Annotated in this window: 19 protein-coding genes and 1 tRNA gene; 12 read left to right on the forward strand and 8 right to left on the reverse strand. The window is 72.4% G+C overall.

Annotation, left to right across the window (positions count from 1 at the left end):
* The first annotated feature begins 11 nt into the window (after window positions 1-11).
* Both AC5R91_RS19875 and AC5R91_RS19880 read left to right on the forward strand, forming a co-directional pair.
* A complete protein-coding gene (locus tag AC5R91_RS19875) occupies window positions 12-1,022 on the forward strand; it encodes a hypothetical protein (protein ID WP_495392836.1) in 1,011 nt (336 codons plus the stop codon).
* 250 nt (window positions 1,023-1,272) lie between these two features.
* Window positions 1,273-1,671 carry a hypothetical protein gene (locus AC5R91_RS19880; protein WP_495392837.1) on the forward strand — a complete coding sequence of 133 codons (399 nt, stop codon included), beginning with the start codon at window positions 1,273-1,275 and terminating at the stop codon, window positions 1,669-1,671.
* Between the two features lie 128 nt (window positions 1,672-1,799).
* Here the strand turns inward: AC5R91_RS19880 and AC5R91_RS19885 are convergent.
* Both AC5R91_RS19885 and AC5R91_RS19890 read right to left on the reverse strand, forming a co-directional pair.
* Window positions 1,800-1,873 (reverse strand) — tRNA-Ile (locus tag AC5R91_RS19885).
* A gap of 64 nt (window positions 1,874-1,937) precedes the next feature.
* The gene (locus AC5R91_RS19890; RefSeq protein ID WP_495392838.1) at window positions 1,938-2,612 is read right to left on the reverse strand and encodes a DUF3566 domain-containing protein; all 675 of its coding nucleotides are present in this window, start codon (window positions 2,610-2,612) and stop codon (window positions 1,938-1,940) included.
* Between the two features lie 244 nt (window positions 2,613-2,856).
* Between AC5R91_RS19890 and AC5R91_RS19895 the strand changes: the two genes are divergently transcribed.
* On the forward strand, window positions 2,857-3,657 hold the full coding sequence (locus AC5R91_RS19895; protein WP_495392839.1) for a hypothetical protein: 801 nt from the start codon (window positions 2,857-2,859) through the stop codon (window positions 3,655-3,657).
* A gap of 155 nt (window positions 3,658-3,812) precedes the next feature.
* Here AC5R91_RS19895 and gyrA read toward each other — a convergent pair whose 3' ends face one another.
* The 6 genes from gyrA to dnaA form a co-directional block, all read right to left on the reverse strand.
* Window positions 3,813-6,317 carry a DNA gyrase subunit A gene (gene gyrA / locus AC5R91_RS19900; RefSeq protein ID WP_495392840.1) on the reverse strand — a complete coding sequence of 835 codons (2,505 nt, stop codon included), beginning with the start codon at window positions 6,315-6,317 and terminating at the stop codon, window positions 3,813-3,815.
* Between the two features lie 169 nt (window positions 6,318-6,486).
* Window positions 6,487-8,421 carry a DNA topoisomerase (ATP-hydrolyzing) subunit B gene (gene gyrB / locus AC5R91_RS19905; protein WP_495392841.1) on the reverse strand — a complete coding sequence of 645 codons (1,935 nt, stop codon included), beginning with the start codon at window positions 8,419-8,421 and terminating at the stop codon, window positions 6,487-6,489.
* 444 nt (window positions 8,422-8,865) lie between these two features.
* A complete protein-coding gene (locus AC5R91_RS19910; RefSeq protein ID WP_495392842.1) occupies window positions 8,866-9,594 on the reverse strand; it encodes a DciA family protein in 729 nt (242 codons plus the stop codon).
* Complete coding sequence (gene recF / locus AC5R91_RS19915; RefSeq protein ID WP_495392843.1) at window positions 9,584-10,720, reverse strand: DNA replication/repair protein RecF; 1,137 nt, start codon at window positions 10,718-10,720, stop codon at window positions 9,584-9,586. The genes AC5R91_RS19910 and recF overlap by 11 nt, the downstream gene beginning before the upstream one ends.
* Window position 10,721: 1 nt before the next feature.
* A complete protein-coding gene (dnaN, locus tag AC5R91_RS19920; protein ID WP_495392844.1) occupies window positions 10,722-11,900 on the reverse strand; it encodes a DNA polymerase III subunit beta in 1,179 nt (392 codons plus the stop codon).
* A 757-nt stretch (window positions 11,901-12,657) separates the two neighbouring features.
* On the reverse strand, window positions 12,658-14,265 hold the full coding sequence (dnaA, locus tag AC5R91_RS19925; RefSeq protein WP_495392845.1) for a chromosomal replication initiator protein DnaA: 1,608 nt from the start codon (window positions 14,263-14,265) through the stop codon (window positions 12,658-12,660).
* Window positions 14,266-15,068: 803 nt separating this feature from the next.
* On the opposite strand from dnaA, the gene rpmH reads away from it, so the two are divergent.
* From rpmH to AC5R91_RS19970, 9 genes are all read left to right on the forward strand, one after another.
* Complete coding sequence (gene rpmH / locus AC5R91_RS19930; protein ID WP_009741462.1) at window positions 15,069-15,206, forward strand: 50S ribosomal protein L34; 138 nt, start codon at window positions 15,069-15,071, stop codon at window positions 15,204-15,206.
* Between the two features lie 29 nt (window positions 15,207-15,235).
* On the forward strand, window positions 15,236-15,655 hold the full coding sequence (gene rnpA, locus AC5R91_RS19935) for a ribonuclease P protein component (protein WP_495392846.1): 420 nt from the start codon (window positions 15,236-15,238) through the stop codon (window positions 15,653-15,655).
* On the forward strand, window positions 15,652-16,275 hold the full coding sequence (gene yidD, locus AC5R91_RS19940; protein ID WP_495392847.1) for a membrane protein insertion efficiency factor YidD: 624 nt from the start codon (window positions 15,652-15,654) through the stop codon (window positions 16,273-16,275). Before rnpA ends, yidD begins: the two co-directional genes overlap by 4 nt.
* Window positions 16,269-17,711, forward strand: a complete 1,443-nt coding sequence (gene yidC, locus AC5R91_RS19945; protein ID WP_495392848.1) for a membrane protein insertase YidC — start codon at window positions 16,269-16,271, stop codon at window positions 17,709-17,711. The genes yidD and yidC overlap by 7 nt, the downstream gene beginning before the upstream one ends.
* 118 nt (window positions 17,712-17,829) lie before the next feature.
* Window positions 17,830-18,387, forward strand: a complete 558-nt coding sequence (locus AC5R91_RS19950; protein WP_495392849.1) for a Jag family protein — start codon at window positions 17,830-17,832, stop codon at window positions 18,385-18,387.
* Between the two features lie 161 nt (window positions 18,388-18,548).
* Window positions 18,549-20,771 (forward strand): glycosyltransferase family protein, encoded by a 2,223-nt coding sequence (locus AC5R91_RS19955; protein WP_495392850.1) that lies wholly within the window; start codon window positions 18,549-18,551, stop codon window positions 20,769-20,771.
* A 635-nt stretch (window positions 20,772-21,406) separates the two neighbouring features.
* Window positions 21,407-22,231 carry a 16S rRNA (guanine(527)-N(7))-methyltransferase RsmG gene (rsmG, locus tag AC5R91_RS19960; RefSeq protein WP_495392851.1) on the forward strand — a complete coding sequence of 275 codons (825 nt, stop codon included), beginning with the start codon at window positions 21,407-21,409 and terminating at the stop codon, window positions 22,229-22,231.
* 208 nt (window positions 22,232-22,439) lie between these two features.
* The gene (locus AC5R91_RS19965; RefSeq protein WP_011607912.1) at window positions 22,440-23,189 is read left to right on the forward strand and encodes a ParA family protein; all 750 of its coding nucleotides are present in this window, start codon (window positions 22,440-22,442) and stop codon (window positions 23,187-23,189) included.
* Complete coding sequence (locus AC5R91_RS19970; protein WP_495392852.1) at window positions 23,186-24,187, forward strand: ParB/RepB/Spo0J family partition protein; 1,002 nt, start codon at window positions 23,186-23,188, stop codon at window positions 24,185-24,187. The genes AC5R91_RS19965 and AC5R91_RS19970 overlap by 4 nt, the downstream gene beginning before the upstream one ends.
* The last annotated feature ends 360 nt before the right edge of the window (window positions 24,188-24,547 follow it).

Here is a 24,547-nt window from a genome sequence, read left to right on the forward strand (position 1 = left end):
AGGACCTCACGATGCCGGATGAGATAAAGAACACGCAGAGTCCCGTTTCTTCTACCATCGGCCCACCCCACAGGGAGGAGACGGGCACGCGGCCGGCGGAAGAAATGCCGGCCGGCGTCGACATCCTGCTGGCTGCGCTCCAGCGGCAGGCCCGGGAGGCATTCTCGGGCGCGGTTGTGGTGCTGGGCGAGGCGAGCGGGAAGGTCGTCCTTCGGGAGGGTCTGCTCACGACCGCCACGACCTCGGCGGCGCCCGGGCTCGAGTCGCTGCTGCTGCGGTCGGGACGCATCTCCGCCGAGGAGTGGACCGCGGTGTTCGCCGCGGCCGCGCCGAGCGGCCGGCTACCGACGGCGCTGGTCGAACGCCGGCTGCTGGGCAGCGCGGGCGTGCAGGTGGTGACCCGGATGGCCACGATGGACGCCCTGTTCGCGCTGGCCATGACCCAGATCGCGGGGGTGGCCGCGGAGCCCGCCGGCCCCGGTTTCCTACCCCCCGTGCTGCCCGTGGAGCCGGGAATCGAGGTCGAGCGGGCCATCCGGGAGACGAGCCGACGACTGGCGAACGCGTCCCGCTGGCGCGCCGACCTGGGCCTGGAACCTCAGGCCCGCCCATTGCTGGCGGCAGCATCGTCGCGACGCGCGACGACGGGCAGGGCGCAGGCCGATCTGCTGGCCCGGGTCGACGGCCGACGGACGTGCCGGGACATCGCGTTCACGGTGGGCCGCGGACTGTTCCCGGTCATGACGGACCTGGCGTCGCTCGCGGGGGATGGCCGGATCGTTCTTCCACCCCCGCAGGGGCGATCCCCGGTCGCCCCGCAATACGAGCGCGGCGATACGTCCAGCCTGCCGTCATATGGCGACCGGGTGCGCGCGGAAAGCCCGCACCCTGCGGACGGGAATGATTCCCAGAAACGCCAGGACTTGACGGTGGACGGTCCCCTTCCCCGCCGTTCCCTTCCCCGCCGCAACGGCGTCCGCCCGCCCGGCCACGATTTGCCCGGCCACCGCCGGACAAGCTGACCGCCTACCGCGTCGGCTCCGATCAACGGGGTCGCACCGGCCCGGATCAGCGCATTCCCGAGCAGGTGGTTCGGGGATGGCTGACGGTGCCGCCGCGGCTGTGCCAGAACGACTGTCGACTGTCAGATTCCCTGCGGCGATGACGTGGCCCTGGTCACGGGCCGACAGCGTCGAGTGATCGGCAGAAAGCCTCGCAGCCGACGGCGGGTGGGCTGGCCATGGTCCGATCCCCGGGCGGAAGGATCCGCCTATGACTTACGACGTGGCCGTGTGGCGGCAGGGCGGCCCCCTGAGCGACGACGAGGCGGCGGCCGAGTACGAGCGCCGGTTGGACCAGGCCGAGCAGCGATACGACGCCGATATCCGTGACCCGGCCTGCCCCGAGCTGGTCGAACTGCTTCGGCGCATGCGGGCCGCGTTCCCTCAGGAGCCGCAGATCTGGGAAGGCCCGATCGACGGCGACCTGACCAGCGAGGCCGACGGCGAGTTCATCTACATCACGATGTCCTGGGATGGCGGTCCAGATGTCGTCAGGTTCATCGCCGGCATCGCACGCCCCCTCGGCCTGGTCGTCTACGACCCTCAGGCCGAAGCAGTCCTGAGCTCCGAGCCCCACCCGATCTCGCTGGACGCGCATCCCGGCCATTGACCTTCTCAGATCCACAAGCCCCAAGAGGATTGCCACGCCACACCGGGGGTCCGGGGGTCGCCCCCCGGGCAGACATCGCGGCGATGGAGAAGCCGCCCCAAGGGCGGCGAACAGGCGAAGCCAGCGCGTGGACCTAGGTGGACTTGAACCACCGGCCTCTTCCTTATCAGGGAAGCGCTCTAACCGACTGAGCTATAGGTCCCGGCAACGACTGCAACCATACAGGACGGCGGGGCCGGGGTGGCGGCCGCCGCCGTCCGTTGGCGCTACTGGTCGCTGAGGGTGAGTTCGATGCCGCCGATCATCTCGGCGCAGAGGTTGTAGAGCAGGGCGCCGAGAGTGGTCAGCGCGGTCATCAGGATGACGTTGATCGCGCCGATGAGCAGGCTGATCTCCATTGCGCGGCCGAACGACAGCCAGCTCTTGACGTTGCTGGCGCTGCTGTCGGTCAGGGTGTCCGCGGCGTCGGTGACGCTGTTGAACACCCCGATCGAGTTGAGCACGAACCACAGCACGGCGACCGCGACGAGCAACACGACGAAGACGCACAGGGAGAACGCGAAGCTGAGCCGGGTCACGGTCAGCGGGTTGACCTTGGACAGCCGCAGCTTGGCGCGCCGGCCGGCGCCGGGCGGGCGGGTGGAACCCGCACCCGGACCAGAGCGGCCGGGGCTGCGCGGGGCGCTGGCCCGGTCGGCCGGTACGGCCTCGAGCTGGTCGTCGAGGGCACCGGGAGAGGTCGTGGTCACCGCGTGCGGGGGCGCGGCGGCGGCGGTAGCGGTGCCCGCGGATGCCGGCGCGGCGATCGGCCGCTCGTAGGCCGCGGTCGCGTTGGCACTGCGGCCCGCGGCGGGCGCGGCCGGCCGCACCGCGTCGGGAGCGGGCACCCGCTCCGGCGCGGCACGGTTGCTGTCGGGCTTCGTGGTACCGCTCCTCGTCATGCTGGGCGGACGGACCAGGGAGATCGTGTCGGTCTCACCGGGCCGCTCGACCGGGTGTTCGGGGCGGGCACTGGGCAGGCCCGTCGTGCTTCGGCGGACGCCGGGCGGCGTCGTACCGAGGGACTTCGCGGGCGACGATACGGCGGGGGAGCCGAGTTTGCGGGTAGCCGAGCCCGCATCGCCGCCGTGGGTCCCGCCGTTCCCGGTACGAGCCGACCCGGATGGGGGCACCGCCGACCCCGTGATGCCAGCCGGGGCCCCGCCCGCTCCGTTGCGGGTCGGCGCCACCCGCGACCGGCCGGACCGCTCGTCCGCCGATGCCGCGGGCCGGGACGCCGCCGCGGAGGCGGAGGGCAGCGAGGACGGCGACACCGAGGACGACGCTGACGGGGCCGATCCCGACTTGGACGACGGCACGGACTTCGGCGGCGGCACGGACTTCGGCGGCGGCACGGACTTCGGCGGCGGCACGGACTTCGACGGGGGCACGGACCTGGCCGGCACCGCGGACGACCGCGCCGGCTCCGCGGCCGTCGCCCGGTCGCCGCCCGCGCTGCCGGATGCCTTACCCCCCAGGACGGTCGAGGACGACGATGCGGACGATCCCGGCTTCGACGAGATGGGCGGGGAGACGGGCGACGAGGCGGACGGGGAGGACCCGGCCGCGCCGGCCCCCGGGGTGCCCTCACGGCCGTCGTCGGCGTGCTGGGACTGCCCCGCCCCCGACCGGCCGGAGCGCTGGAAGAAGGGGTTGCCTGCCGACGGGTCCAGCGAGCCGGCGCCGCCGGAACGGGCCCCACCCGAGGCAGCCGGGCGGTCGCCACCGGCCGGGGTGCCGGCGGCCGCCCCACCGGCGGCCGCCCCGGCGGGGGGAGCTGCGCCGCCGGAAGCGCCGGCGGCGGGCATCTTCAGCGTTTCGCCGCCCGGCTCCCCGTCACCGCCGTCGCCGAGGGGGCGGGAACGGTCGCCGTCACGCGCTCCCCCCGGCCCGGCGGCCGGGGAGGAGCCGCGGTGGACCGCCGACCGGGCGGGCCGGTCTTCCTGACTGTCGCTCACGGTCTACTCCCGGTTCGCTCCTGGCGGCGTACGCGGGCCATGCGCACGCCGGATCCCCGCTTCGGCGTCACCGCGGCGCCGGGGGACGGCGCCGACGTCGAGGACCGCCATCGCCCCGGGCCTGGACCGTTGCCGGCCCCGGGCTCAGCTCTCCTGGTCCCCGAGGTCGGTGCGGGCGTCGGTGTCCTCCGCATCAGCATTGCGCGCCACCCCGACCACCTGCACACCGGTCTCCAGATCGATGAGGCGGACCCCCATCGTCTGCCGCTGGGCGCGGCGGACGTCCTTGGCGATGGTGCGCAGCACGCCCCCGTTGGAGGCGATCGCGTAGAGCTGGTCGTCCGGGTCGACGACGAGCGCGCCGACCAGACCACCCCGGGTGGAGACGATCTTAGCGGTCAGCACGCCCTTGCCGCCGCGGCCCTGCACCGGGTACTCGGCCAGCGGGGTGCGCTTCGCGTAGCCGCCGGAGGTGGCCACCAGCAGGTCGGCAGTCGTGCCCGGCACGACGACGTCCATCGACAGCAGCTCGTCCTCGGCGTCGAAACGCATGCCGATCACGCCGGAGGTGGCCCGGCCCATCGGCCGCAACTGCTCGTCGTCGGCGTGGAAGCGGATCGACTGGGCGTTGCGGCTGACCAGCAGCAGGTCGTCGCCGGGCGCGACCAGGCGGGCGGCGATCAGCTCGTCGTCGTCGCGCAGGTTGATCGCGACGAGGCCGCCGGCGCGGTTGGAGTCGAAGTCGCTCAGGGCCGTCTTCTTGCACAGCCCGCGCTTGGTGGCGAGGACGAGGTACGGCGCGACCTCGTAGTCCTTGAGCGCGATGACCTCGGCGATCCGCTCGTCCTGGGAGAACGCGAGGATGTTCGCGACGTGCTGGCCCTTGGCCGAACGGGCCTGCTCGGGCAGCTCGTGCGCCTTCGCCCGGTACACCCGGCCCTTGTTGGTGAAGAACAGCAGCCAGTGGTGCGTCGTCGTGACGAAGAAGTGCTCGACGATGTCGTCCTCGCGCAGCGCGGCGCCCTGCACACCCTTGCCGCCGCGGCGCTGGGAGCGGTAGAGGTCGGTCTTGGTCCGCTTGGCGTAGCCGCCGCGCGTGACGGTGACGACCACGTCCTCCTGGGCGATGAGGTCCTCGATGGACATGTCGCCCTCGAAGGGGACGAGGCGGGTCCGCCGCTCGTCGCCGAACTTCTCGACGACCTCGGCGAGCTCCTCACCGATGATCTCACGCTGGCGGGCCGGCGAGGCGAGGATGGCCTCCAGCTCGGAGATCCGCGCCCGCAGCTCGGCGGCCTCGTCGATGATCCGCTGGCGTTCCAGGGCGGCGAGGCGACGCAGCTGCATGTCGAGGATGGCGGTCGCCTGGATCTCCGACAGCGTGAAGCGTTCCATGAGCTGGCCGCGGGCGGCCTCGGCGGACTCCGCGTTGCGGATGAGGGTGATGACCTCGTCGAGGTGGTCGAGCGCGATGAGCAGACCGTCGAGGACGTGCAGCCGCTCGCGGGCCTTGCGCAGCTGGTAGCGGGTGCGCCGGACGATGACGTCGACCTGGTGCTCGACGTAGTAGCGGATCATCTGGTCGAGGCGCAGCGTGCGCGGCACCCCGTCGACGATCGCCAGCATGTTGACGCCGAAGGTGTCCTGGAGCTGGGTGTGCTTGTACAGGTTGTTGAGCACGACCTTGGCGACGGCGTCGCGCTTGAGGTCGATGACGAGCCGCTGGCCGATGCGGGCCGAGGTCTCGTCCCGGACGTCCGAAATCCCGGTGACCTTGTTGTCCCGGACCAGCTCGGCGATCTTCTCGGCGAGGTTGTCCGGGTTGACCTGGTAGGGCAGCTCGGTGACGACGAGCTGGGTGCGGCCCTTGTTCTCCTCGACGTTGACCACGGCGCGCATCCGGATGCTGCCCCGGCCGGTCCGGTAGGCGTCCTCGATGCCGCTACGCCCGACGATCAGGCCCGAGGTCGGGAAGTCCGGCCCCTTGACGATGCCGATCAGCGCCTCGAGCAATTCCTCGTCGGTCGCCTCGGCGTGGTCGAGCGCCCACTGGACGCCGGTGGCGACCTCGCGCAGGTTGTGCGGAGGGATGTTCGTCGCCATGCCGACCGCGATGCCGCCGGCGCCGTTGACGAGCAGGTTCGGGAACCGGCTCGGCAGGACCAGCGGCTCCTGCGAGCGGCCGTCGTAGTTCGGCGCGAAGTCGACGGTCTCCTGGTCGATGTCGCGCAGCATCTCCATCGCCAGGGCTGCCATCCGCGCCTCGGTGTACCGCATGGCGGCGGGCGGGTCGTTGCCGGGCGAACCGAAGTTGCCGTTGCCGTCGACCAGCGGGTAGCGCAGCGACCAGGGCTGCGCGAGCCGGACGAGGGTGTCGTAGATGGCCGAGTCGCCGTGGGGGTGGTAGTTACCCATGACGTCACCGACGACGCGCGAGCACTTGAAGTACCCGCGGTCGGGACGGTAACCACCGTCGTACATGGCGTAGAGGACCCGTCGGTGGACGGGCTTGAGCCCGTCCCGGACCTCCGGCAGCGCGCGGCCGACGATGACCGACATGGCGTAGTCGAGATATGACCGCTGCATCTCGACTTCGATGCCGATGGGTTCTATGCGGTCGCCGGGGGGCGGCGGTAGGACGTCGACCACGGGGTCCTTCCAGGGCAGTGGGATCAGTCGTCAGGTGGGACGGGCGTCCCGGCGGATGGCCGGGCTGTCCGGCGGGGCGCCAGCCACGATTCGCCCCGGGGTCGTCCCGGTCGGGCGGCGCGAGGCGGCGCCGCGCGGGCCGGACCGCCGCGGCACCGCTCACACCACGTCAGATGTCCAGGAAGCGCACGTCCTTGGCGTTGCGCTGGATGAAGCTGCGGCGCGCGTCGACATCCTCGCCCATGAGCACAGAGAACAGCTCGTCAGCGACGGCCGCGTCATCGAGGGTGACCTGGAGCAGGATGCGCTTGTCCGGATCCATGGTGGTGTCCCACAGCTCGGTGGCGTTCATCTCGCCGAGGCCCTTGAACCGCTGGATGGCGTCCTTGGGCAGCTTGCGGCCGGCCTCCACCCCGCGCTGGACGAGCCCGTCGCGCTCGCGGTCGGAGTAGGCGTACTCCCAGTCCTCCCGCCCCCACTTGATCTTGTAGAGGGGCGGCTGGGCGAGGAACACGTGGCCGGCCTCGACCAGGGGCCGCATGAACCGAAACAGCAGGGTCAGCAGCAGGGTCCGGATGTGCTGGCCGTCGACGTCGGCGTCCGCCATCAGCACGATCTTGTGGTAGCGCAGCTTGGCGATGTCGAAGTCGTCGTGGATGCCGGTGCCCAGCGCCTGGATGAGCGCCTGGACCTCGGTGTTCTTCAGGACGCGGTCGATCCGCGCCTTCTCGACGTTGAGGATCTTCCCGCGCAGCGGCAGGATCGCCTGGAACTTCGAGTCCCGCCCGCCCTTGGCCGACCCGCCGGCGGAGTCGCCCTCGACGATGTACAGCTCGCAGCGCTCGGGGTCGGTGTACTGGCAGTCGGCGAGCTTGCCGGGCAGGCCGGTGCCGCCGAGCAGGCCCTTGCGCCGGGTCAGGTCCCGGGCCTGGCGGGCCGCGATCCGGGCGCGCTGGGCGTCGAGCGACTTGCTGACGATGGCCCGTGCCTCGGTCCGGTTGACCTCGAACCAGTCCTTCAGCGCCGAGTAGCACATCTCCTGGACGAACTTCTTCGCCTCGGTGTTGCCGAGCTTCGTCTTCGTCTGACCCTCGAACTGGGGCTGCGCGAGCTTCACCGAGATGATCGCGGTCAGGCCCTCGCGGATGTCGTCGCCCGACAGCCGCTCGTCGCCGTTCTTGGCGCCCGCCTTCACCGGCTTGAGCAGGTTCTGGTCCTTGGCGTAGGCGTTGACGGCGCTGGTCAGCGCGGCACGGAAGCCCTCCTCGTGGGTGCCGCCCTCGTGCGTGTTGATCGTGTTCGCGAAGGTGTAGACCGACTCGCTGTAGCCGGCGTTCCACTGCATCGCGAGCTCGGCCTCGATGCCGACGCCCTTGGCCTCCAGCGAGATCACGCTGCGGTGGATCGCGTCCTTGGTGGCGTTGAGGTGGGCGACGAAGTCGACCAGACCGTTGGTGTACCTGTAGGTGACCTCGAGGCGCTCCTCGGGGCGCTCGTCGATCAGCGTGATCGACAGGCCCTTGTTGAGGAAGGCCATCTCCTGCAGGCGCCGGGAGAGGGTCTCGAACTTGTACTCGGTCGTCTCGAAGATCGTCGGGTCCGCCCAGAAGGTGACCGACGTGCCGGTCTTCTTCGTGGTGCCGGTCTTCGCCAACGGCGCCGCCGGACGGGTCCCCACGTACGGCTGGAACCAGACGTGGCCGTCCACCTGGATCTCCACGTCCAGCTTGGTCGACAGCGCGTTCACGACGCTGACGCCGACGCCGTGCAGACCGCCCGAGACCGCGTAGGATTTGCCGTCGAACTTCCCGCCCGCGTGCAGCGTCGTCAGCACGACCTCGACCGCGGGCCGCTTCTCGGTGGGATGCATGCCCACGGGGATGCCACGACCGTTGTCGACGACGCGGACGGCGCCGTCGGCCAGCAGGCTCACGGTGATCGTGTCGCAGTAGCCGGCGAGCGCCTCGTCCACCGCGTTGTCCACCACCTCGTAGACGAGATGATGCAGACCGCGCTCCCCGGTGGAGCCGATGTACATGCCCGGACGCTTGCGGACCGCGTCAAGACCTTCGAGAACCTTGATCGAACTTGCATCGTAGGCCACGCGGCGGGTCCCCTCGTTCTGGGCGGAAGTATCCACCAGTCTACCCGCCGACCCGTTATAGCGGACGCAGGGTGACCCCTGACGTCTGCGCAGCGCCCCGTACGGCGGGACGGTGAACCCCCCTACGGGACCGGCGCCTCCCGGGGCCTTGGCGCGCCTTCACGACGGTCACCCGACGCGACGATCAATCTTCGCCCACATGATCGCCTCGTGTTGCGCGCCCCGGCGACGTCCAGACCACCCCCACCGCCCGGGCGGACCGTCGCGAACGGTGAGCACTGGATCGCTCCCCCGGTCTGTCCGTCTCTCTTCCGGCGGGACACCCGGCGAGCCCGCGGCCGTCCCGGGCGGGCCGCCGTGACCGGCCTTCCCCAGCCGGCTGCTGTAGCCGGCCTGCCGTGACCGGCCTGCCGTGACCGGCCTTGCCGTGACCGGCCGGCGAACTCAGCCGTAGGTGTCGCGCGGGCCGCGGCCGGCGGTGCGGATCGGCCCGTGCCGCCACGACGGCGCCGTCGGGCCGCGCACCGTGATCCGCCGGACGACCTGCGGACCGAGCTCCCGGTGCAGGATGGCGAGGATCTGGCGGGACAGCATCCGTAGCTGGGTCGCCCAGGCCGTCGACTCGGCGACAAGTTCGAGATCGCCGTCGCGCAGCGAGACCGGAGTGCAGTGGTCGGCGATGTCCGGGCCGACGATGACGTCCCACCGGGCGAGCACGCCGGCGTCGTCGGCCTGTGCCTTCCAGCCGCGCGCGGCGAGCAGCCGACTGATCGCGGTACCGAAGGAGACCGGGTCGCGCCAATCCCGGCCGGGGGCGGCGATGCCCGGCAACCGCGGGCGCTGGGGCACCTGGTCGTCGTCCTCGCCGGACCGGGGCCGCCGCCCGGCGCGGTCCGCGGCCGCGGGGTCGCCGCCGGGGCCACCCCCGGCGCCGGCTCCCCCGTCCGGAACGGGGCCGCCGGCGGGGGAGCCGGACCAGGAGCCGTCGGTGCGGGGTGACCCGCCGCGACGTCCCCGGGCCCGCTCGCGGGCGTCCCGCTTTGCCTGGGCGAGGATCTCCCGGGCCAGGTCGGCGCCGCGCCCGCCATCCGCCGCCGGGGCAGGGCTCGGGGTCCGGGCAGGGCTCGGGGTCCGGGTCGGGTCGGGCTGATGGTCGTCGGGTTCAGGGGGCACGGAGCACCTCTCCCGCGGCGACGACGTAGCGGGTGCCGGTCAGCTCGGCCGGCACATCGGCCTCGACGGCGGCTGTGACCAGCACCTGCTCCGCGGGGGCGACGAGTTCGGCGAGTCGGGACCGGCGCTGGACGTCCAGCTCGGCGAAGACGTCGTCGAGGAGCAGGACGGGCTCGCGGTCGTCGGCCCGCAACAGCTCGAACGAGGCGAGCCGCAGGGCCAGGGCGAGCGACCAGGACTCGCCGTGGCTGGCGTAGCCGCGCGCCGGCAGCCCGTCGACGGTCAGCAGCAGGTCGTCGCGGTGCGGTCCGACAAGAGTCAGCCCGCGTTCGATCTCCCGCGGGCGGGCGGCCACCAGCTCGGCCCGGATCGCCTCCTCCCACTGCTCGCGGTCGGGGCGGACCAGGTCCGGCGCCGGCTGCGGCACGCTGGCCCGGTACTCGAACCCGATCGCGGCCTGCGCGCCGGCCACCGCGGCGTAGGCCCCGGCCACCCCCGGACGCAGCGCCTCGACGAGGGCGAGGCGGGCCGTGAGCAGCTCGGCGCCGTAGCTGGCCAGGTAGCCGTCCCAGACATCCAGGGTGCGCAGGTCACCCTTGCCGCCGGCCCGTCGGGCCGCCCCGGCCGTGCGCAGCAGGGTCGAGCGCTGCTTGAGCACCCGGTCGTAGTCGGCGAGCACCGCGGCCATCCGCGGGGTGCGGGCGACAAGCAGCTCGTCGAGGAACTGCCGGCGTCCCGCCGGGTCCCCCTTCACCAGGGCGAGGTCCTCCGGGGCGAACAGGACCGTGCACAGCAGCCCGAGGACGTCGCGGGGCCGGGGGACCGGCGCCCGGTTAAGCCGGGCCCGGTTCGCCCGCCCCGGCACGATCTCGAGCTCCACCAGGGCCGCCCGGTCGCCGCGCACGATCCTGGCCCGCACCACGGCGTGCGACGCGCCCTGGCGGACCAGGGGGGCGTCCGCGGAGACCCGGTGGCTGGCCAGCGTCGCGACGTACCCGATCGCCTCGATCAGGTTCGTCTTCCCCTGACCGTTACGGCCGACCAGCGTGACCACTCCCGGGCCAAGGCTGAGATCCAGGGACGGGTAGGACCGGAAGTCGACGAGGGACAGATGGGTGAGGTGCACGTCACCCGTGCAGGCGGATCGGCATCAGCAGGTACCGGTAGTCGGGCACCTCGCCGTCGTCGTCGGCCTTGCCGGTGAGGATCGCCGGCTTGTTCGCGGCGACCGCCGGGTCCTCGGCGCTGGCGAAGCCGATCCGCACGATGTCGGACTCCAGCGCGCCGAGCGCGTCGAGCAGGTAGGACGGGTTGAACGCCACCGAGAGCTCCGGGCCGTCGTAGGTCACCGGCAGCGTCTCCGTCGCCTGCGCCTCGCCGCCGGTGCCGGCCTCCAGGACGAGATGGTCCGGGGAGAACGACAACTGCACCGGAGCGGTCTTCGCCGCCACCAGGGCCACGCGCTTGACCGCCTCCTGCAACGGCGCGATCTCGAGCTGGGCGATCAGCGGGGAGCTGTCCGGAAGCAGCTTGCGAAACGGCGGGAACTGGCCCTCGAGCAGCCGGGTGGTCGTCTGCCGGGTGGAACCCGCGAAGCCGGCGAGCGTCTCCCCGGACGGGCCCGTCCCCAGCGCGATCGAGACCTCCACTCCCGACCCGGACAGCGACTTGGCCGTGTCCAGCAGCGTCCGGGCGGGGACGAGTGCCACCGTGACGGGGGCCGCGGCGTCCGCCTCGCCGGCAGAGTCGTCCGGACGCCACTTCAGCGAGCGCACGGCGAGCCGGTAGCGGTCGGTCGCGGCGAGGGTGAGGGTGTCGCCTTCGATCTCGATACGGACGCCGGTGAGTACCGGGAGGGTGTCGTCGCGCCCGGCGGCGATCGCCACCTGCGCGACCGCGGCCGCGAAGGCCGATCCCTCGATGTGGCCGGTGACGGGGGGCATGGCCGGCAGCGCCGGGTAGTCGTCCACCGGCAGCATCGGCAGCGCGAACCGGGCGTTTCCACAGGTGATCACGAGTCGGGTGCCGTCGATGCCGAGGTCGACCGGTGCGGCCGGCAGCGCCCGGGTGATCTCCGCGAGCAGCTTGCCGTTGACGAGGGCGCGGCCCTCCTCCGACACCGTCGCGTGCACCGTGCCCTGCGCGGCCACCTCGTAGTCGTAGGCGGCGACCTTGAGCATCGGCCCGGTGGCGTCGAGAAGGAGGCCCGACAGCACCTGCAACTGCGTGGTCGGCCGGCTCGGCAGCGTGCGGGCGGTCCAGGCGACCGCTTCGGTGAATTCGTCCCGTTCCACCCGGAACTTCATGGTTAGCCCTCCTTCGTCCCCTCCGGTGTTCGGAGTCAGCCCGTCGGGAACACCGATCAGCATCCCAGAGTGCCAGGCGGCCTCGGCGGGCGGTGGGCCCCACCACGAACGCTCACCCGGAGCCCACGGAGTGGCACAGATCGCGCTCGTTCAAGATCGCGAAAAGTTGTCCACACCCCCTAGTACTTCAAGCTTTTGATCTTTCTAGAAAAAATTGAAGTTCGTGGTGGTAGTAGGGGCTGTGGATGCTGGGGATAACCTCCGTTTTCGCAGGTCAGAGGCCTGAAGAGCCGGTGCAAAACCTGTGGGTGGAGCTGTGGGTTTGCGCAGTGGATATCCACACGTCGAGCGGTCGTCCCCAGGGACCACTTTGTCCCTCCACAGGCCTTCCCCGAGTTATCCACAGGCTGTCCACGTCTTCTTCCACCGATCCGCCCCCAGGCTGTCCACAAGGTTTTCCACAAGCTGTGGGTGGAACCACCCCGTGGGCTCGAGGCCGCCGGCCGGGTGTGCTACGGGACGCTTCGTGGTGTCCACCGCCGCGACGGCCGTCCACACGCTGCGACCCGCCGCCCCGGGGGTCCCCCGACCGGGCGACGTGCATCCCGGCCACCTCGACGCGTGCGTGCCGGCAGCCAATCGGCCGGCGGCCGCGCTGTCCGGCCCGCAGGGCCCGAGCGCGGCCCACTCCCGCGCAGTCCGGGGATCAGGGACCGGTGTCCGCCTGCCTGCTGCGGTCGGAGGTGCCCTGCCCGAGTCAGGGTTGGCGGGCCTGGACCCGGATGCGGTTGGTCAGTTCGGTGACCTGGTTGTAGATCGCGCGCCGTTCGGCCATCAGACCGCGGATCTTGCGGTCGGCGTGCATGACCGTCGTGTGGTCGCGGCCACCGAAGTGCTGGCCGATCTTGGGCAGCGACAGGTCGGTCAGTTCGCGGCACAGGTACATGGCGATCTGCCGGGCCGTCACGAGCACCCGGCTGCGGGAGGTGCCGCACAGGTCGTCCATGGAGACACCGAAGTACGCCGCGGTCGCGTTCATGATTGCGGCTGCGGTGATGTCCGGGTTGCCGGCGTCCGGGATCAGGTCCCGCAGCACGATCTCGGCGAGTGTGCGGTCGACGTGGGACTTGTTCAGGCTCGCGAACGCCGCGACCCGGATCAGCGCCCCCTCCAGCTCGCGGATGTTGCGCTCGATGTGCGTGGCGATGTACTCGAGGACGTCGGGCGGCACGGGCAGGCGCTCGGTGGCGGCCTTCTTCGACAGGATCGCGATGCGGGTCTCGAGGTCCGGCGGGGTGATGTCGGTCATCAGGCCCCACTCGAACCGGCTGCGCAGCCGGTCCTCCAGCGCCGAGAGCTGCTTGGGCGACCGGTCGGAGCTGATGACGATCTGCTTCTCGCCGTCGTGCAGGACGTTGAACGTGTGGAAGAACTCCTCCTGCGTCCGCTCCTTGTTCTCCAGGAACTGGATGTCGTCCACGAGCAGGACGTCGATGTCCCGGTAGCGGCGCTGGAAGGCCTGCTGGCGGTCGTCCCGGATCGAGTTGATGAAGTCGTTGGTGAACTCCTCCGAGCTCACGTACTTGACCCGGGTGTTCGGGTACAGCTTCAGCGCGTAGTGGCCGATCGCGTGCAGCAGGTGGGTCTTGCCGAGCCCGGAGTCCCCGTAGATGAACAACGGGTTGTACGCCTTCGCCGGCGCCTCGGCGACCGCCACCGCGGCCGCGTGGGGAAACCGGTTGCTGTCCCCGATCACGAAGGTCTCGAAGACGTAGCGCGGGTTCAGCCGGGCCTGCGCCGGCTCGGTCTCCAGCGGCGCGGCGTCGCGGCCGAGCCCCGCGCCCACCCGCACCGGCGGGGTGCCCTCGGCAGAGTCGGGGAAGGGCAGCTCGCCGTTCACCGGCGCGCCGGCATCTCCCGCTCGCCGGCCGGTGTCCGTGGCTGCCGCGCCGCCCGGCCCGCGTCCGCGGGAGCCGCCTGCCTCCCGCTGCGCGCCGCCGTCGCCCTCCCCCGGCCGGACGATCCTGATCGGACCGCTCATCGGCTCCGGGTCGGGCAGGTGCTCGACGGTGACCGCGACCCGGATCTCCCGTCCATACGCTGTGGACAACGCTGTGGACAGGAACGGCCGCAGCCGCGAGTCGAGAAGCTCCTTGGTGAACTCGTTGGGGGCGGCGAGCAGGGCCGTGTCCTGCACGAGGCCGAGCGGGCGGGTCAGCCGCAGCCACGCACGCTGCTGCGCGGACAGCGTGCCGTCGGCGACCCCGGCGACGGCCTGGCTCCAGACCGCGGCCAGGTCCGGGTCGCCCGCGGGTTCCTCCCCGAAAGGTAGACCGGCGACGGAGTCGGCGCGGGGGTTGGACACGGGGGCTCCTCGGGCAGTTCGGTACGGTTTGCGGGCGGTGCTGGCCCCATGAGTGGGGGGTACGTCGCGGATGCTGATGTGGTCCCGGTCCGGCCGCGACCGGGACGCCTCGTCCCGATGGTTCTCCACATCGTCGTCCACAACCTGTGCATGGACACGGCAGGGCCTCCGGCGTGGCGGCATCGGCTCACTCCCGGTACGGCGCCCTACTCCGGGCCGTCATCCGGACCTGCCCCGGCCCCCCGCCGATCGCCCTCTCCACAGGCGTTTTCCACAGGCCAGAGTGCACCCGGCCGGCGGTGCCCCCCGAACGCGGGTCTGCCCGGCACCGTCCGGCACCCGCGTGCGCGGGATGTCGTCCAAGGATCGTAAGGCGCCGCCCGCACCGCCGTGCCGGGGCCGGACGGGAATGTCCTGCCCCGGCACCGCGGGCAGATCACCAGAGTCGGCGGACCCGCTCGTGTGGCATTTGCTTACAAGCAGTCACGTCGATGGCCGGCCCCGGCCGCGGTGGGCCGCGGTCGGGGCCGCGGTGGCTTCGGGGTGACCGGCCCGGGCCCCGGTCGCAGTGCGGGCCGCGGCTGCGGTCCGGGCGCGGTCCGGGTCGGGCGGGCCGGGCTTGACGTGACGGCGGACGGGTGCGGTCGGCGGGTCATCCGCGGCACCGGCATGTGTACGCTAGGTCGAACCGCGGTGTTAGACCGCTTCGTTTGTCGTGGGATGCGCTTGCGCGGGCCGTGTGGGGCCCACCCCTCGGCGGCGGAGATCACCGCCCGCGTCCATCTTGCAGACGGAGTCTTCACGTGAGTAAGCGCACCTTCCAGCCGAACAACCGCCGGCGGGCCCGCACGCACGGGTTCCGGCTGCGCATGCGGACCCGCGCTGGTCGTTCCATCGTCTCTGCCCGCCGTCGCAAGGGCCGCAGCGAGCTCTCCGCCTGACGGCGGGTTCCTGCTGTACCCCGGCTGACATGCTTCCCGAGGTTTCCCGCGTGCGGACCCGGGGCGAGCATGCCCGCGTGGGGACTGCGGGCCGGCGGACCCGGTCCGGTCCGCTGGTTGTCCACAGCTTGTGGACAACCAGCGGGGAGTCGCCGCGCGCGGGTTTCGTCGTCGGTCGCCGGGTCGGCAATGCCGTGGTGCGCAACCGGGTGCGCCGCCGCCTGCGAGAGCAGGTGCGGGCCCGGTTGGACCGGCTGCCCCCGGGGACGATGCTCGTGGTCCGCGCCCTGCCGGAAGCGGCCTCGGCCAGCTCCGAGCGGCTCGGTCAGGCCCTCGACGACGCGCTCGCGCGGGCGCTGCGTACCCGCGCAGGCTCGGACGCTCGGGGCGATGACGCACGTGCGCAGCCGGCCCGATCCTCGCGACTCGTGGTGGGAAGTGGCCGATGACCGTCGGGATGTTCCTGCTCGTGGCGCTGGCGGTGGCCGTCGTCGTCGATCTCGTCCTGGCCTCCGGGCTGGCCCGCAGGCGCCTGCCGACCGTGGCCCGCACGGCCGACGGCGCGGTCCGCGGTCCTCTGGCCTGGGTATTCGCCGGGCTCGTGCGGCTCTACCGGGCCGGCTGGTCGGGCCGCAACGCAGGCATGTGCCGGTTCGAGCCGTCGTGCAGCGCCTACGCGCTGACGGCGGTTCGCCGCCATGGCGGCATGCGTGGTGGGGCGCTGGCCGTCGGCCGGCTGCTGCGCTGCCAGCCGCTGTCGGCCGGCGGGTACGACCCGGTCCCCGGCGAGCCCATCGACCGGCCCCCGCCGTCCGACGGGCCACCGGAAACCGGGGCGCGGCCGGGAACGAGTGCGGATTCGGGAACCAGCGCGGGGCCGAGAGTCGTTCGCAAGCCCAGAGGGGTGTCGACCGTCTCCGGGCGTGGTAACCGCGCGGTCGCGCCCGGACCACCGGTGCCGTCGCGCCGGCCCACAGGCATGGCTTTCCGTCTCCGGCCGAGGGGACGCGGGCCGAGATCGTCGGTTCCGGTCGCGGACCGTGGGCGTGAGGAGTCTGAACGTTGTTGAATCCCCTTTACCATCTCGCGGCGAACGCGATCGTCTTCTTCCACAAGGGGTTCGCGCCGATCTTCGGCGCCGACAGCTTCTTCGCCTGGGCCTTCTCGGTCGTCCTGCTCGTCATCGCCGTTCGTGTTCTGATCTTCCCGCTGTTCGTCAAGCAGGTGAAGTCGCAGCGGACGATGCAGATGATGCAGCCCCGGATCAAGGAGATCCGGGAGAAGTACGGGCACGACAAGCCCCGCATGCAGCAAGAGATCATGGCGCTGCAGAAGGAGCACGGCAACCCGCTTCTCGGCTGCCTGCCGATTCTGCTCCAGATCCCCCTGTTCATCTCGCTGTTCCACGTGTTCACCCACCTGGCCCCGATGAACGAGGGCCCGAACGGCGCCCTCGTCTGGCGGCCCCGGGTGGGGCTGTCCGCGGATCAGGTCGAGCAGATCGCCTCGGCGAAGGTCTTCGGAATCTCGCTCGCCAGCGAGTTCGGTTCCGACAGCGACTTCGTGCACTTCCTCGGGGTGAACAGCACCCACGTCAAGATCCTCGCGGTCGTGCTGATCGTGCTGATGGGTCTGACCACCTTCATGACCCAGCGGCAGATCATGGCCCGCACCGGGCCGGTGGATCCGCAGCAGGCGATCGTCCAGAAGGTCCTGCTCTACGGCTCCCCGCTGATGCTCGCGATCTTCGGTTTCCGGTTCCCGATCGCCGTGCTGCTCTACTGGCTGACGACCAACCTGTGGAGCATGGGTCAGCAGTTCTTCGTGATCAAGCGGATGCCGCCGGTCCGCCCGCTCGCCGCCGGTGGCCGGCTCCCCGGTGCCCGCGCCGGTGCCGGTGCCGGTGCCGGTGCCGACGGAGCGCCCACCCCGGCCCGGCCGGCGCCCGGCGTGCGAGCCGGTGCCAAGTCCAAGAACCGCGCGCGGCCGGCGGCTGTGAGCGGGCCGAGCCTGACCAAGAGCGGCGACTCCGGCGCCGGGGCGGTGGCCGCGGCGGGCGGCGGTTCGACCGCGGCGAAGGGCGCCGGGGGCAAGAGCGGGGCGGCGAAGGCCGGGCGAGGCTCGTCGTCGGCCCCGCCCGGGACCCGGTCCCGCAACGGCGCGTCGGCGGCACGGGCCACCGGGACGGCGAAGACCTCGCCGCCCGCACCGCCGGTCGCGGGTGTGGTCGGAGGAGCCGAAGACGCCCCCGCAGCGGCGCGTTCCACGACCGCGGGTGGGAAGACTGCGGGTGGAAAGGCCTCGTCGGGCGGCCGGAAGAGCTCGCCGGGCACGGGTACCCCGCCGGCCGCAGGTAGTGGCGCCGAGCCGGCAGCCGTACCCGCGACGGGCGACGGCGCGGCGAACCGCCCCGCCCCGGTTCCCGCCGGTGTCCGCCGCCAGGTCGGTGGTTCCCGTCCCGCCAAGCGGCGAGGCAAGGGCAAGCGGCCCGGCGGGCGGCGTTGACCCGGGGAACCCCTCCCCGACCGGCGGGCGACCTCGCCGGTCCCCCTGATTTCGTCACCATGCGGGGGCATCCCGTAATCTCTGCTCCGCCGCCCCCTGTTCCCCTGGAGAAGCGCTGATGACCGGTTCGGCACCTGACCTGGCTGTGGATGGAGCTGGAGTCTCCGACGAGCAAGGCTCCCCGGAGGAGGCCGGGCTCAGCCCGCAGGAGCGGCGACTCGTCGACCTCGAACAGGAGGGGGAGATCGCCGCCGACTACATCGAGGGCCTGCTGGACATCGTCGACATGGACGGCGACCTCGATCTCGATGTCGAGGGCGGCCGGGCCGTCGTCGCGGTGGTCGGGGAGAAGCTCGACAAGCTGATCGGGACCGGTGGCGAGACGCTCGAGGCGCTGCAGGAGCTGACCAGGCTCGCCGTCCTGCAGAAGACCGGGACCCGTAGCCGCCTCATGCTCGACGTCGGCGGTCACCGGGCGCGGCGTCGGGTCGAGCTCCGCAAGATCGCGACCGCGGCGGCGGAGCAGGCGATCGAACGCGGCAAGCCCGAGACGCTCGTTCCGATGACCCCCTTCGAGCGGAAGGTCGTCCACGACGCCATCGCCGAGATCGACGGCGTCCACAGCGAGTCCGAGGGCGAGGAGCCCAGCCGGCGGGTCGTCATCCTGCTCGGCTGACCCGACCCCCGCGCGACCGGCACTCGGGCGGCTGATTCGGCGCGTTGCGCGCGGACCTCGCCGGGTGGGCACAACGACCACCCCCGCGGTGGGGCCGGTGCCGGGCGCTAGATTCGGGCTGGAAGCGCGGCGGTAAGCGTCGCTGGTGATCGGGGGATGCCGTGCCGCCTGCGGGCCGTCGCAGGCCTGGGCGGTCCACGGTGGTGGCGGCCGGCGCGGTGGCGCTCGGCCTGGCCGCCGTCCTGTGTCTGCTGCATGCCTACCTGACCAGACCCCTCTGGTACGACGAGATCTGGCGGGCGCACTTCGTCAGCGAGCCGCTGTCGTCGTTCTGGTCGGAACTGACGGTCGCCAACACCCCGTCCGCGCTCGGCTGGCTCGGGATCACCCGGCTCGCGGGCGAGGCGTTCGGCTGGCACTCCTGGTCGCTGCGTCTGCCCGGCTTCGTCGCGCTGCCCCTGCTCGGGGCCGCGATCGTCGTGCTCACCCGCCGGTTCGCCGGGACGGCGTCGGCGGTGGTCGCCGCCTGCTGGCTGTGCCTCAACACGACGTTTCTGGATCTGGCCACCCAGCTCAAGCCGTACACGGTCGAGGCGCTCGCCGCGGTGTGCATCGTCGTCGTCTGGACCGCGGACCCGTTCGGGCCGCCCGACGAGGTCCCGGTCGCCGGGGCCCCGCGAGGGCCTGACCGTGGCCGCCTGGTCCGGCGGACGGCGGCGGGTGTGCTGGCGCTCGTCGCCGTTCCCGGGATCTTCGTGGTGCTCCCGCTGGCGGCGGTCGACCTGTGGCGTGGCCCGGCGCGTCGGTGGCGGCTGGTCGAGTGCCTGCCCGCGCTCGCCCTCAGCACCGTGCATACCGTCGGCTTCGTCGCCCACCAGTCCAGCCAGCGCGACGGCGACTACTGGGATCGCCAGTTCCTCGCGGGCCGCGGGCCGTGGGCGGCACTGCGGTTCGTCGCCGATCAGGTCCGCGTCACCGTCACCGGCTCGCCGCCGGGGATCGACCGCTTCGACCCGAGCCTCATCCACGGCACGGTGCCCACGGGGCCGTTGGGCTCCGCACCGGCCGCCCTGATCGCGATCGCGATCGCCGTGGCCGGGGGGACCGGCATCGTGACGCTGGCCCGCCGCCGGCAGGGCCGGGCTCTGCTTGCCGCACTCGGCGGCGCGGAGCTGATGATGCTCGGCGCGAGCGCCGCCCGGTACTGGCCGTTCGGACCGACCCGGACCAACCTGTACGTGGTGCCGCTGCTTGTGGTGGTGGTGGTGGTGGGTGCCGAGCGGGTGATTCGGTCCCTCCTGTCGGCGATGCGCGACCGCCTGCTCCGTGGTGGGTCCCAGCGGGCCGCTGGGCGCTCCGAGGGTGCGCTCCCTACCCTTGCCCTTCCGGGGTCAGTGATTGCCCGATCACTTTCGGCTTCTTCGGTGGAATTGGTAACAGAAAGCGACGGCCCCTTCGCCCTTCCCGGGGCGCCGGTCCCGGCCGTCGAGGCATCCCCGCCGCCGGCGCCGGCCGGCCCGGCACAGGTGCCGGGGCTCGCAGACGCGCGGGTCGGCCTGGCCCGCGCCGCGGTGGCACTTCCCCTCGCGGCGATCGTCGCGATCACTGGCTGCGGCGTGCTGCTCCTGCAGACGTCCCTGTCGGGCAGTCGGCCGCTGTGGGAGCACCGGGATCGCCTGCGCGGCCTGGACCTGATGGTCGACGCGGCCGTCGTCACCCGACGGGTGGCCCGGGCGGGTGACGTCGTCGCGGTCGGCGGCCGCCTCGCCCGACCGGGCTGGCTCTATGCGATGGAGGCCAGCGACGACGGGCCGCGCGAGCCCACCGATCTCCAGCCCGTCCCCGCCGGGGACGGGCGCCCGCGGCGGGGCGGCGCCGGCGGCACGGTCGCCTCCGAGTCCGACTCCGACTCCGCCGGTGAGAGGTCCGGCGGCGAGGCGTCCGCGAGTAAGGCGTCCACCGTCGGCTCGGTGGTGGCGGTGCCCGCGCCGCGTCGCGTCGCCGCCGGCGGTTCCGCGGCCGGCGGAATGAGCGTCGCCGGCGGCCACCGGCCCGCGGGACCGGCGACAGAAGCCCAGGCGCCCGCGACCGGCGGGGTCGGTGCGCCCGCCCGGATCGCCCGGCGGGACACCGTCTTCTTCGGTGGCGCCGAGCCCGCTCTGCTGCGCCAGCTTGCGCGCCGCCCCGTCCCGCCCGGGCATCTGCTCGTCTTCGTCTTCGACATCGAGCGGACGGGCCTGGCCGGTCAGCTCGCGCCGCTGCACCGGGCCGGCTGGTGTGCGACCCAGGACTGGAACTTCCGGCTGACCGGCGTGCTGACCCGCTACGACCGCTGCGCCCCAGGCGCCCCGACACCCCGGCGGCTCATCGTCGCCTTCCACTGACCCGCCCCGCGGCGGCCTCGACTCCAGTGCAGCGCCGCAGAAGTCCCCTTCCCATCCTGCTGTCACGTTTCGTGACGTCTGGCGGTGTGGCTGAGACGGGGCGCGAACCGGGCGACGGCTCGTGCGTGGGCGGCGTGCGTGGGAGAGCTCCTAACCGGGTCCTTCTGGGGTTCGGCATCCCATTTGTCCCTGCAGAAGAACCCACGTGGCTCCGCTCCTATACAGACCTCCTCGCGGGGCGGTGCCGGTGGGCCGTCCGGCGGCGAGGCGGGCGCGGTCTGACTTCACCCCCGTCACCGAACACCGGAAGGACACTGACGAGCGGCTGCCCTCGGTGGCCTCGACCCCGGTGGACCCGGCCCCGAAGCGGCGGCTGACGCGGGCTGACGGGATCTGACGGCACGCGGCGCATGCCCAGCCGGGCGCAGCGGGGATGCTTGTCGGGTGCGCGATCCTCTACCCCTCTCGTCCTGTCTCCCCCGGCTCCCGGTGCCCGGCGGCGGACCACCCGACCCGCTGCCCCGGAGGGGAGCCGACCGGCCTCGCCCACACGTCGTCGGCGCCGCCGTCGGAGACGGCAGGGATGGCGGGGACGTGGGGGATGGCACCACCGGACTGGCCCGGGCGGGTGTGCGATGACCGACTCCGATCCCGCGCGTCCGGCGCGTCCGGCGGGTCCCCCGCCGCCGACGCCGGCGGCCGCGGCCGAGCTGTTCGGCCCGCGGCTCGCGGCGGCGGAGCGCTTCACCGCGCTGCTGGCGACCGCGGGAGTGGAACGCGGGCTGATCGGTCCGCGGGAGACCGACCGGCTGTGGGAGCGGCACGTGCTCAACTGCGGGGTCCTCGCCGAGGTCGTTCCCGAGGGTGCCGACGCCGTTGACGTGGGCAGCGGCGCCGGCCTGCCGGGAATCCCCCTCGCCCTGGCCCGCCCGGACGTGCGGGTCGTGTTGCTCGAACCGATGGAACGACGCTGCCGCTTTCTTCAGGAGGTTGTGGCTGCCGTGGGACTGGAGGAGCAGGTTTCCGTCCTGCGTGGCCGCGCGCCGGATGCCGGAATCGGCCCGGAGGGTCGTAGATTCGGGGTAGCCGTCGCACGCGCGGTCGCCCCGCTCGAGCGGCTGGGCGTAATCCTCCTTCCGATGCTGCAACCGGGTGGTGTCATGCTGGCGATGCGCGGTTCGCGGATCCTGGAGGAGTTGCAGGACGCGCGCGGCAGTCTCGGAACCCAGGGGTGGCATCCCGTGGATGTCGTGGTGTGCGGAGAGGGACGGGTGGACGAACCCACCCGGGTCCTCCGAGCCGTGCGGTCATCCCAGCTCTCCCGGGCCGAAGGCAGGAAAGGGCGCGGCGACGGTGAGCGGCACGATGGCAGACAGGTCAGACGAACGGCGCGGGACTCACGACGATCACGGGAGGTCGATCGTGACCAGCCGACGCGTGGGCAGTCTCGTTCCACGTGAAACAGCGTCGACGGGCCGAGGTGGATCCGTGGGTGGGGGATATCGGGGCGACGACTCCGTCATTCCCCCACTGGACCCGCTCGACCGGTCGACCCCGATCGGAGCGGCGGCGGCAGCAGCAGTGGAAGCCTTGGCGGCAGAACGACGACAACCATTCCCCCGTCCCACTCGGCGGCGCATCATCTCGGTGGCCAATCAGAAGGGTGGCGTGGGCAAGACGACGACGACGGTCAACCTGGCCGCCGCCCTGGCGTCGCACGGCATCCGCGTCCTGGTGATCGATCTCGATCCGCAGGGAAACGCGTCGACGGCGCTCGGCATCGACCACCACTCCGGCGTCCCCTCCATCTACGAAGTGCTGCTCGGTGACCGCCCGCTCGACGAGGTCATCGTCGCCTCGGCCGAGGCGCCCGCACTGTTCTGCGCCCCGGCGACGATCGACCTGGCCGGCGCCGAGATCGAGCTCGTCTCGCTCGTGGCTCGGGAGAACCGCCTGCATCGGGCCATCCAGAGCATGCAGCGGGAGGTCGACTACGTCCTCATCGACTGCCCCCCGTCGCTCGGCCTGCTGACCGTCAATGCGCTGGTGGCGGCGCGGGAGCTGCTCATTCCGATCCAGTGCGAGTACTACGCGCTGGAGGGACTCGGCATGCTGTTGCGCAACGTGGAGCTCGTCCAGGCCCACCTCAACCAGGATCTGCGCCTGTCGACGATTCTGCTCACCATGTACGACTCGCGCACCAGGCTGGCCGATCAGGTCGTGCACGAGGTCAAGGAGCACTTCGGGGACCGAGTGCTGGGCACGACGATCCCCCGGAACGTCCGGCTCGCGGAGGCCCCGAGCTACGGGCAGTCGGCGCTGACCTACGACCCGACCTCCCGTGGCTCCCTGTCCTACCTGGCCGCGGCCCGTGAGCTCGCCGAGCGGGGCTTCGAGCCGAACGGTGCGGTCAGGTGAGCGCGCGCCGCAGCGGTCTGGGGCGTGGACTCGGGGCGCTCATCCCCGTCGGTCCTGCGCCCGTGGAGGGCTCCGACGTCGATCGTCTCGCGGCCGACGCCGCCGGCCGTCTCGACGGCGGTGGCCACCTGACCGCCTTCGGCCTGCGGGGCGGCGAGAACACCGGTCCGTTGCCCGTCAAGGGCGCGACCTTTCGCGAGCTCGAGATCGGGTCGATCGTCCCGAATCCGCGCCAACCTCGGGCGCACTTCGACGAGGACGCGCTGGAGGAGCTGGCCGCGAGCCTGCGGGAGGTCGGCCTGCTCCAGCCGGTCGTGGTCCGCCAGGTGGGGCCGGAGCAGTACGAGCTCGTGATGGGGGAACGGCGTTGGCGGGCGGCCCAGCTCGCCGGGCTGACCCGCATCCCGGCGATCGTGCGGGAGACCGCCGACGACGCCATGCTGCGCGACGCACTGCTGGAGAACCTGCACCGCCAGCAGCTCAATCCGCTGGAGGAGGCGGCGGCCTATGAGCAGCTCCTCAAGGACTTCGGGGCGACCCACGAGGAGCTGGCCGGCCGGCTGGGCCGGTCCCGCCCGCACATCACCAACACCATCCGCCTGCTCGGGCTGTCGCCCGCGGTGCAGCGGCGGGTGGCGGCCGGGGTGCTCTCGGCGGGGCATGCGCGGGCGCTGCTCTCGCTGCGGGATCCCGAGGCCCAGGACCGGCTCGCCGCCCGTATCGTCGCGGAGGGGCTGTCCGTCCGGGCGGTCGAGGAGATCAACGCGCTGGACGAGGACACGCCGCGCAAGCGCGCCCCGCGCGGCCCCCGCTCGACCCCACCCACCCTGTCTCGACTCGCCGACCAGCTTTCGGACCGTTTCGAGACGCGGGTGAAGGTCGACATGGGCCGCAACAAGGGAAAGATCACGGTTGAGTTCGGCTCGCTGGAGGACCTGGAGCGGATCGTCGCGGTGATGTCCCCCGCGACCGCGCCGGACGCCGCTTCGACGCGTTAGCCCTCCCGGCCGCATCGGCGTCGTCGCGTCCTCGGCACGACGACTGGCGGCGGCGTCCGCGCCGACTCGCGAGCCGGTCGGTGCCGCCGGGTCCGAGGGGATCGGGTTGTCCGTCGTGGATGAGGTCCACCATGGCTGGGCTGGGCTGGGCTGGCCTGGCTGGCTGGCCGGGCTGGGCTGGGGCCTGGCCACATGCTGGGCTGGGCCGGCATGGCTGGGCCGGCCGGCCGAGAGCGCGTCGTTGCCGGCCCGCCAACGTTGCGGGGCCGGGTCGGCAGGGGTGGTGGAGCCGCCAGACCGAGGGATGGTTCCCGACGGAGCAGTGGCCGCCGGTAAGGGACGCGGGGGCGCGGCGTCCCG

It is taken from the genome of Frankia sp. BMG5.60 (assembly GCF_059428125.1).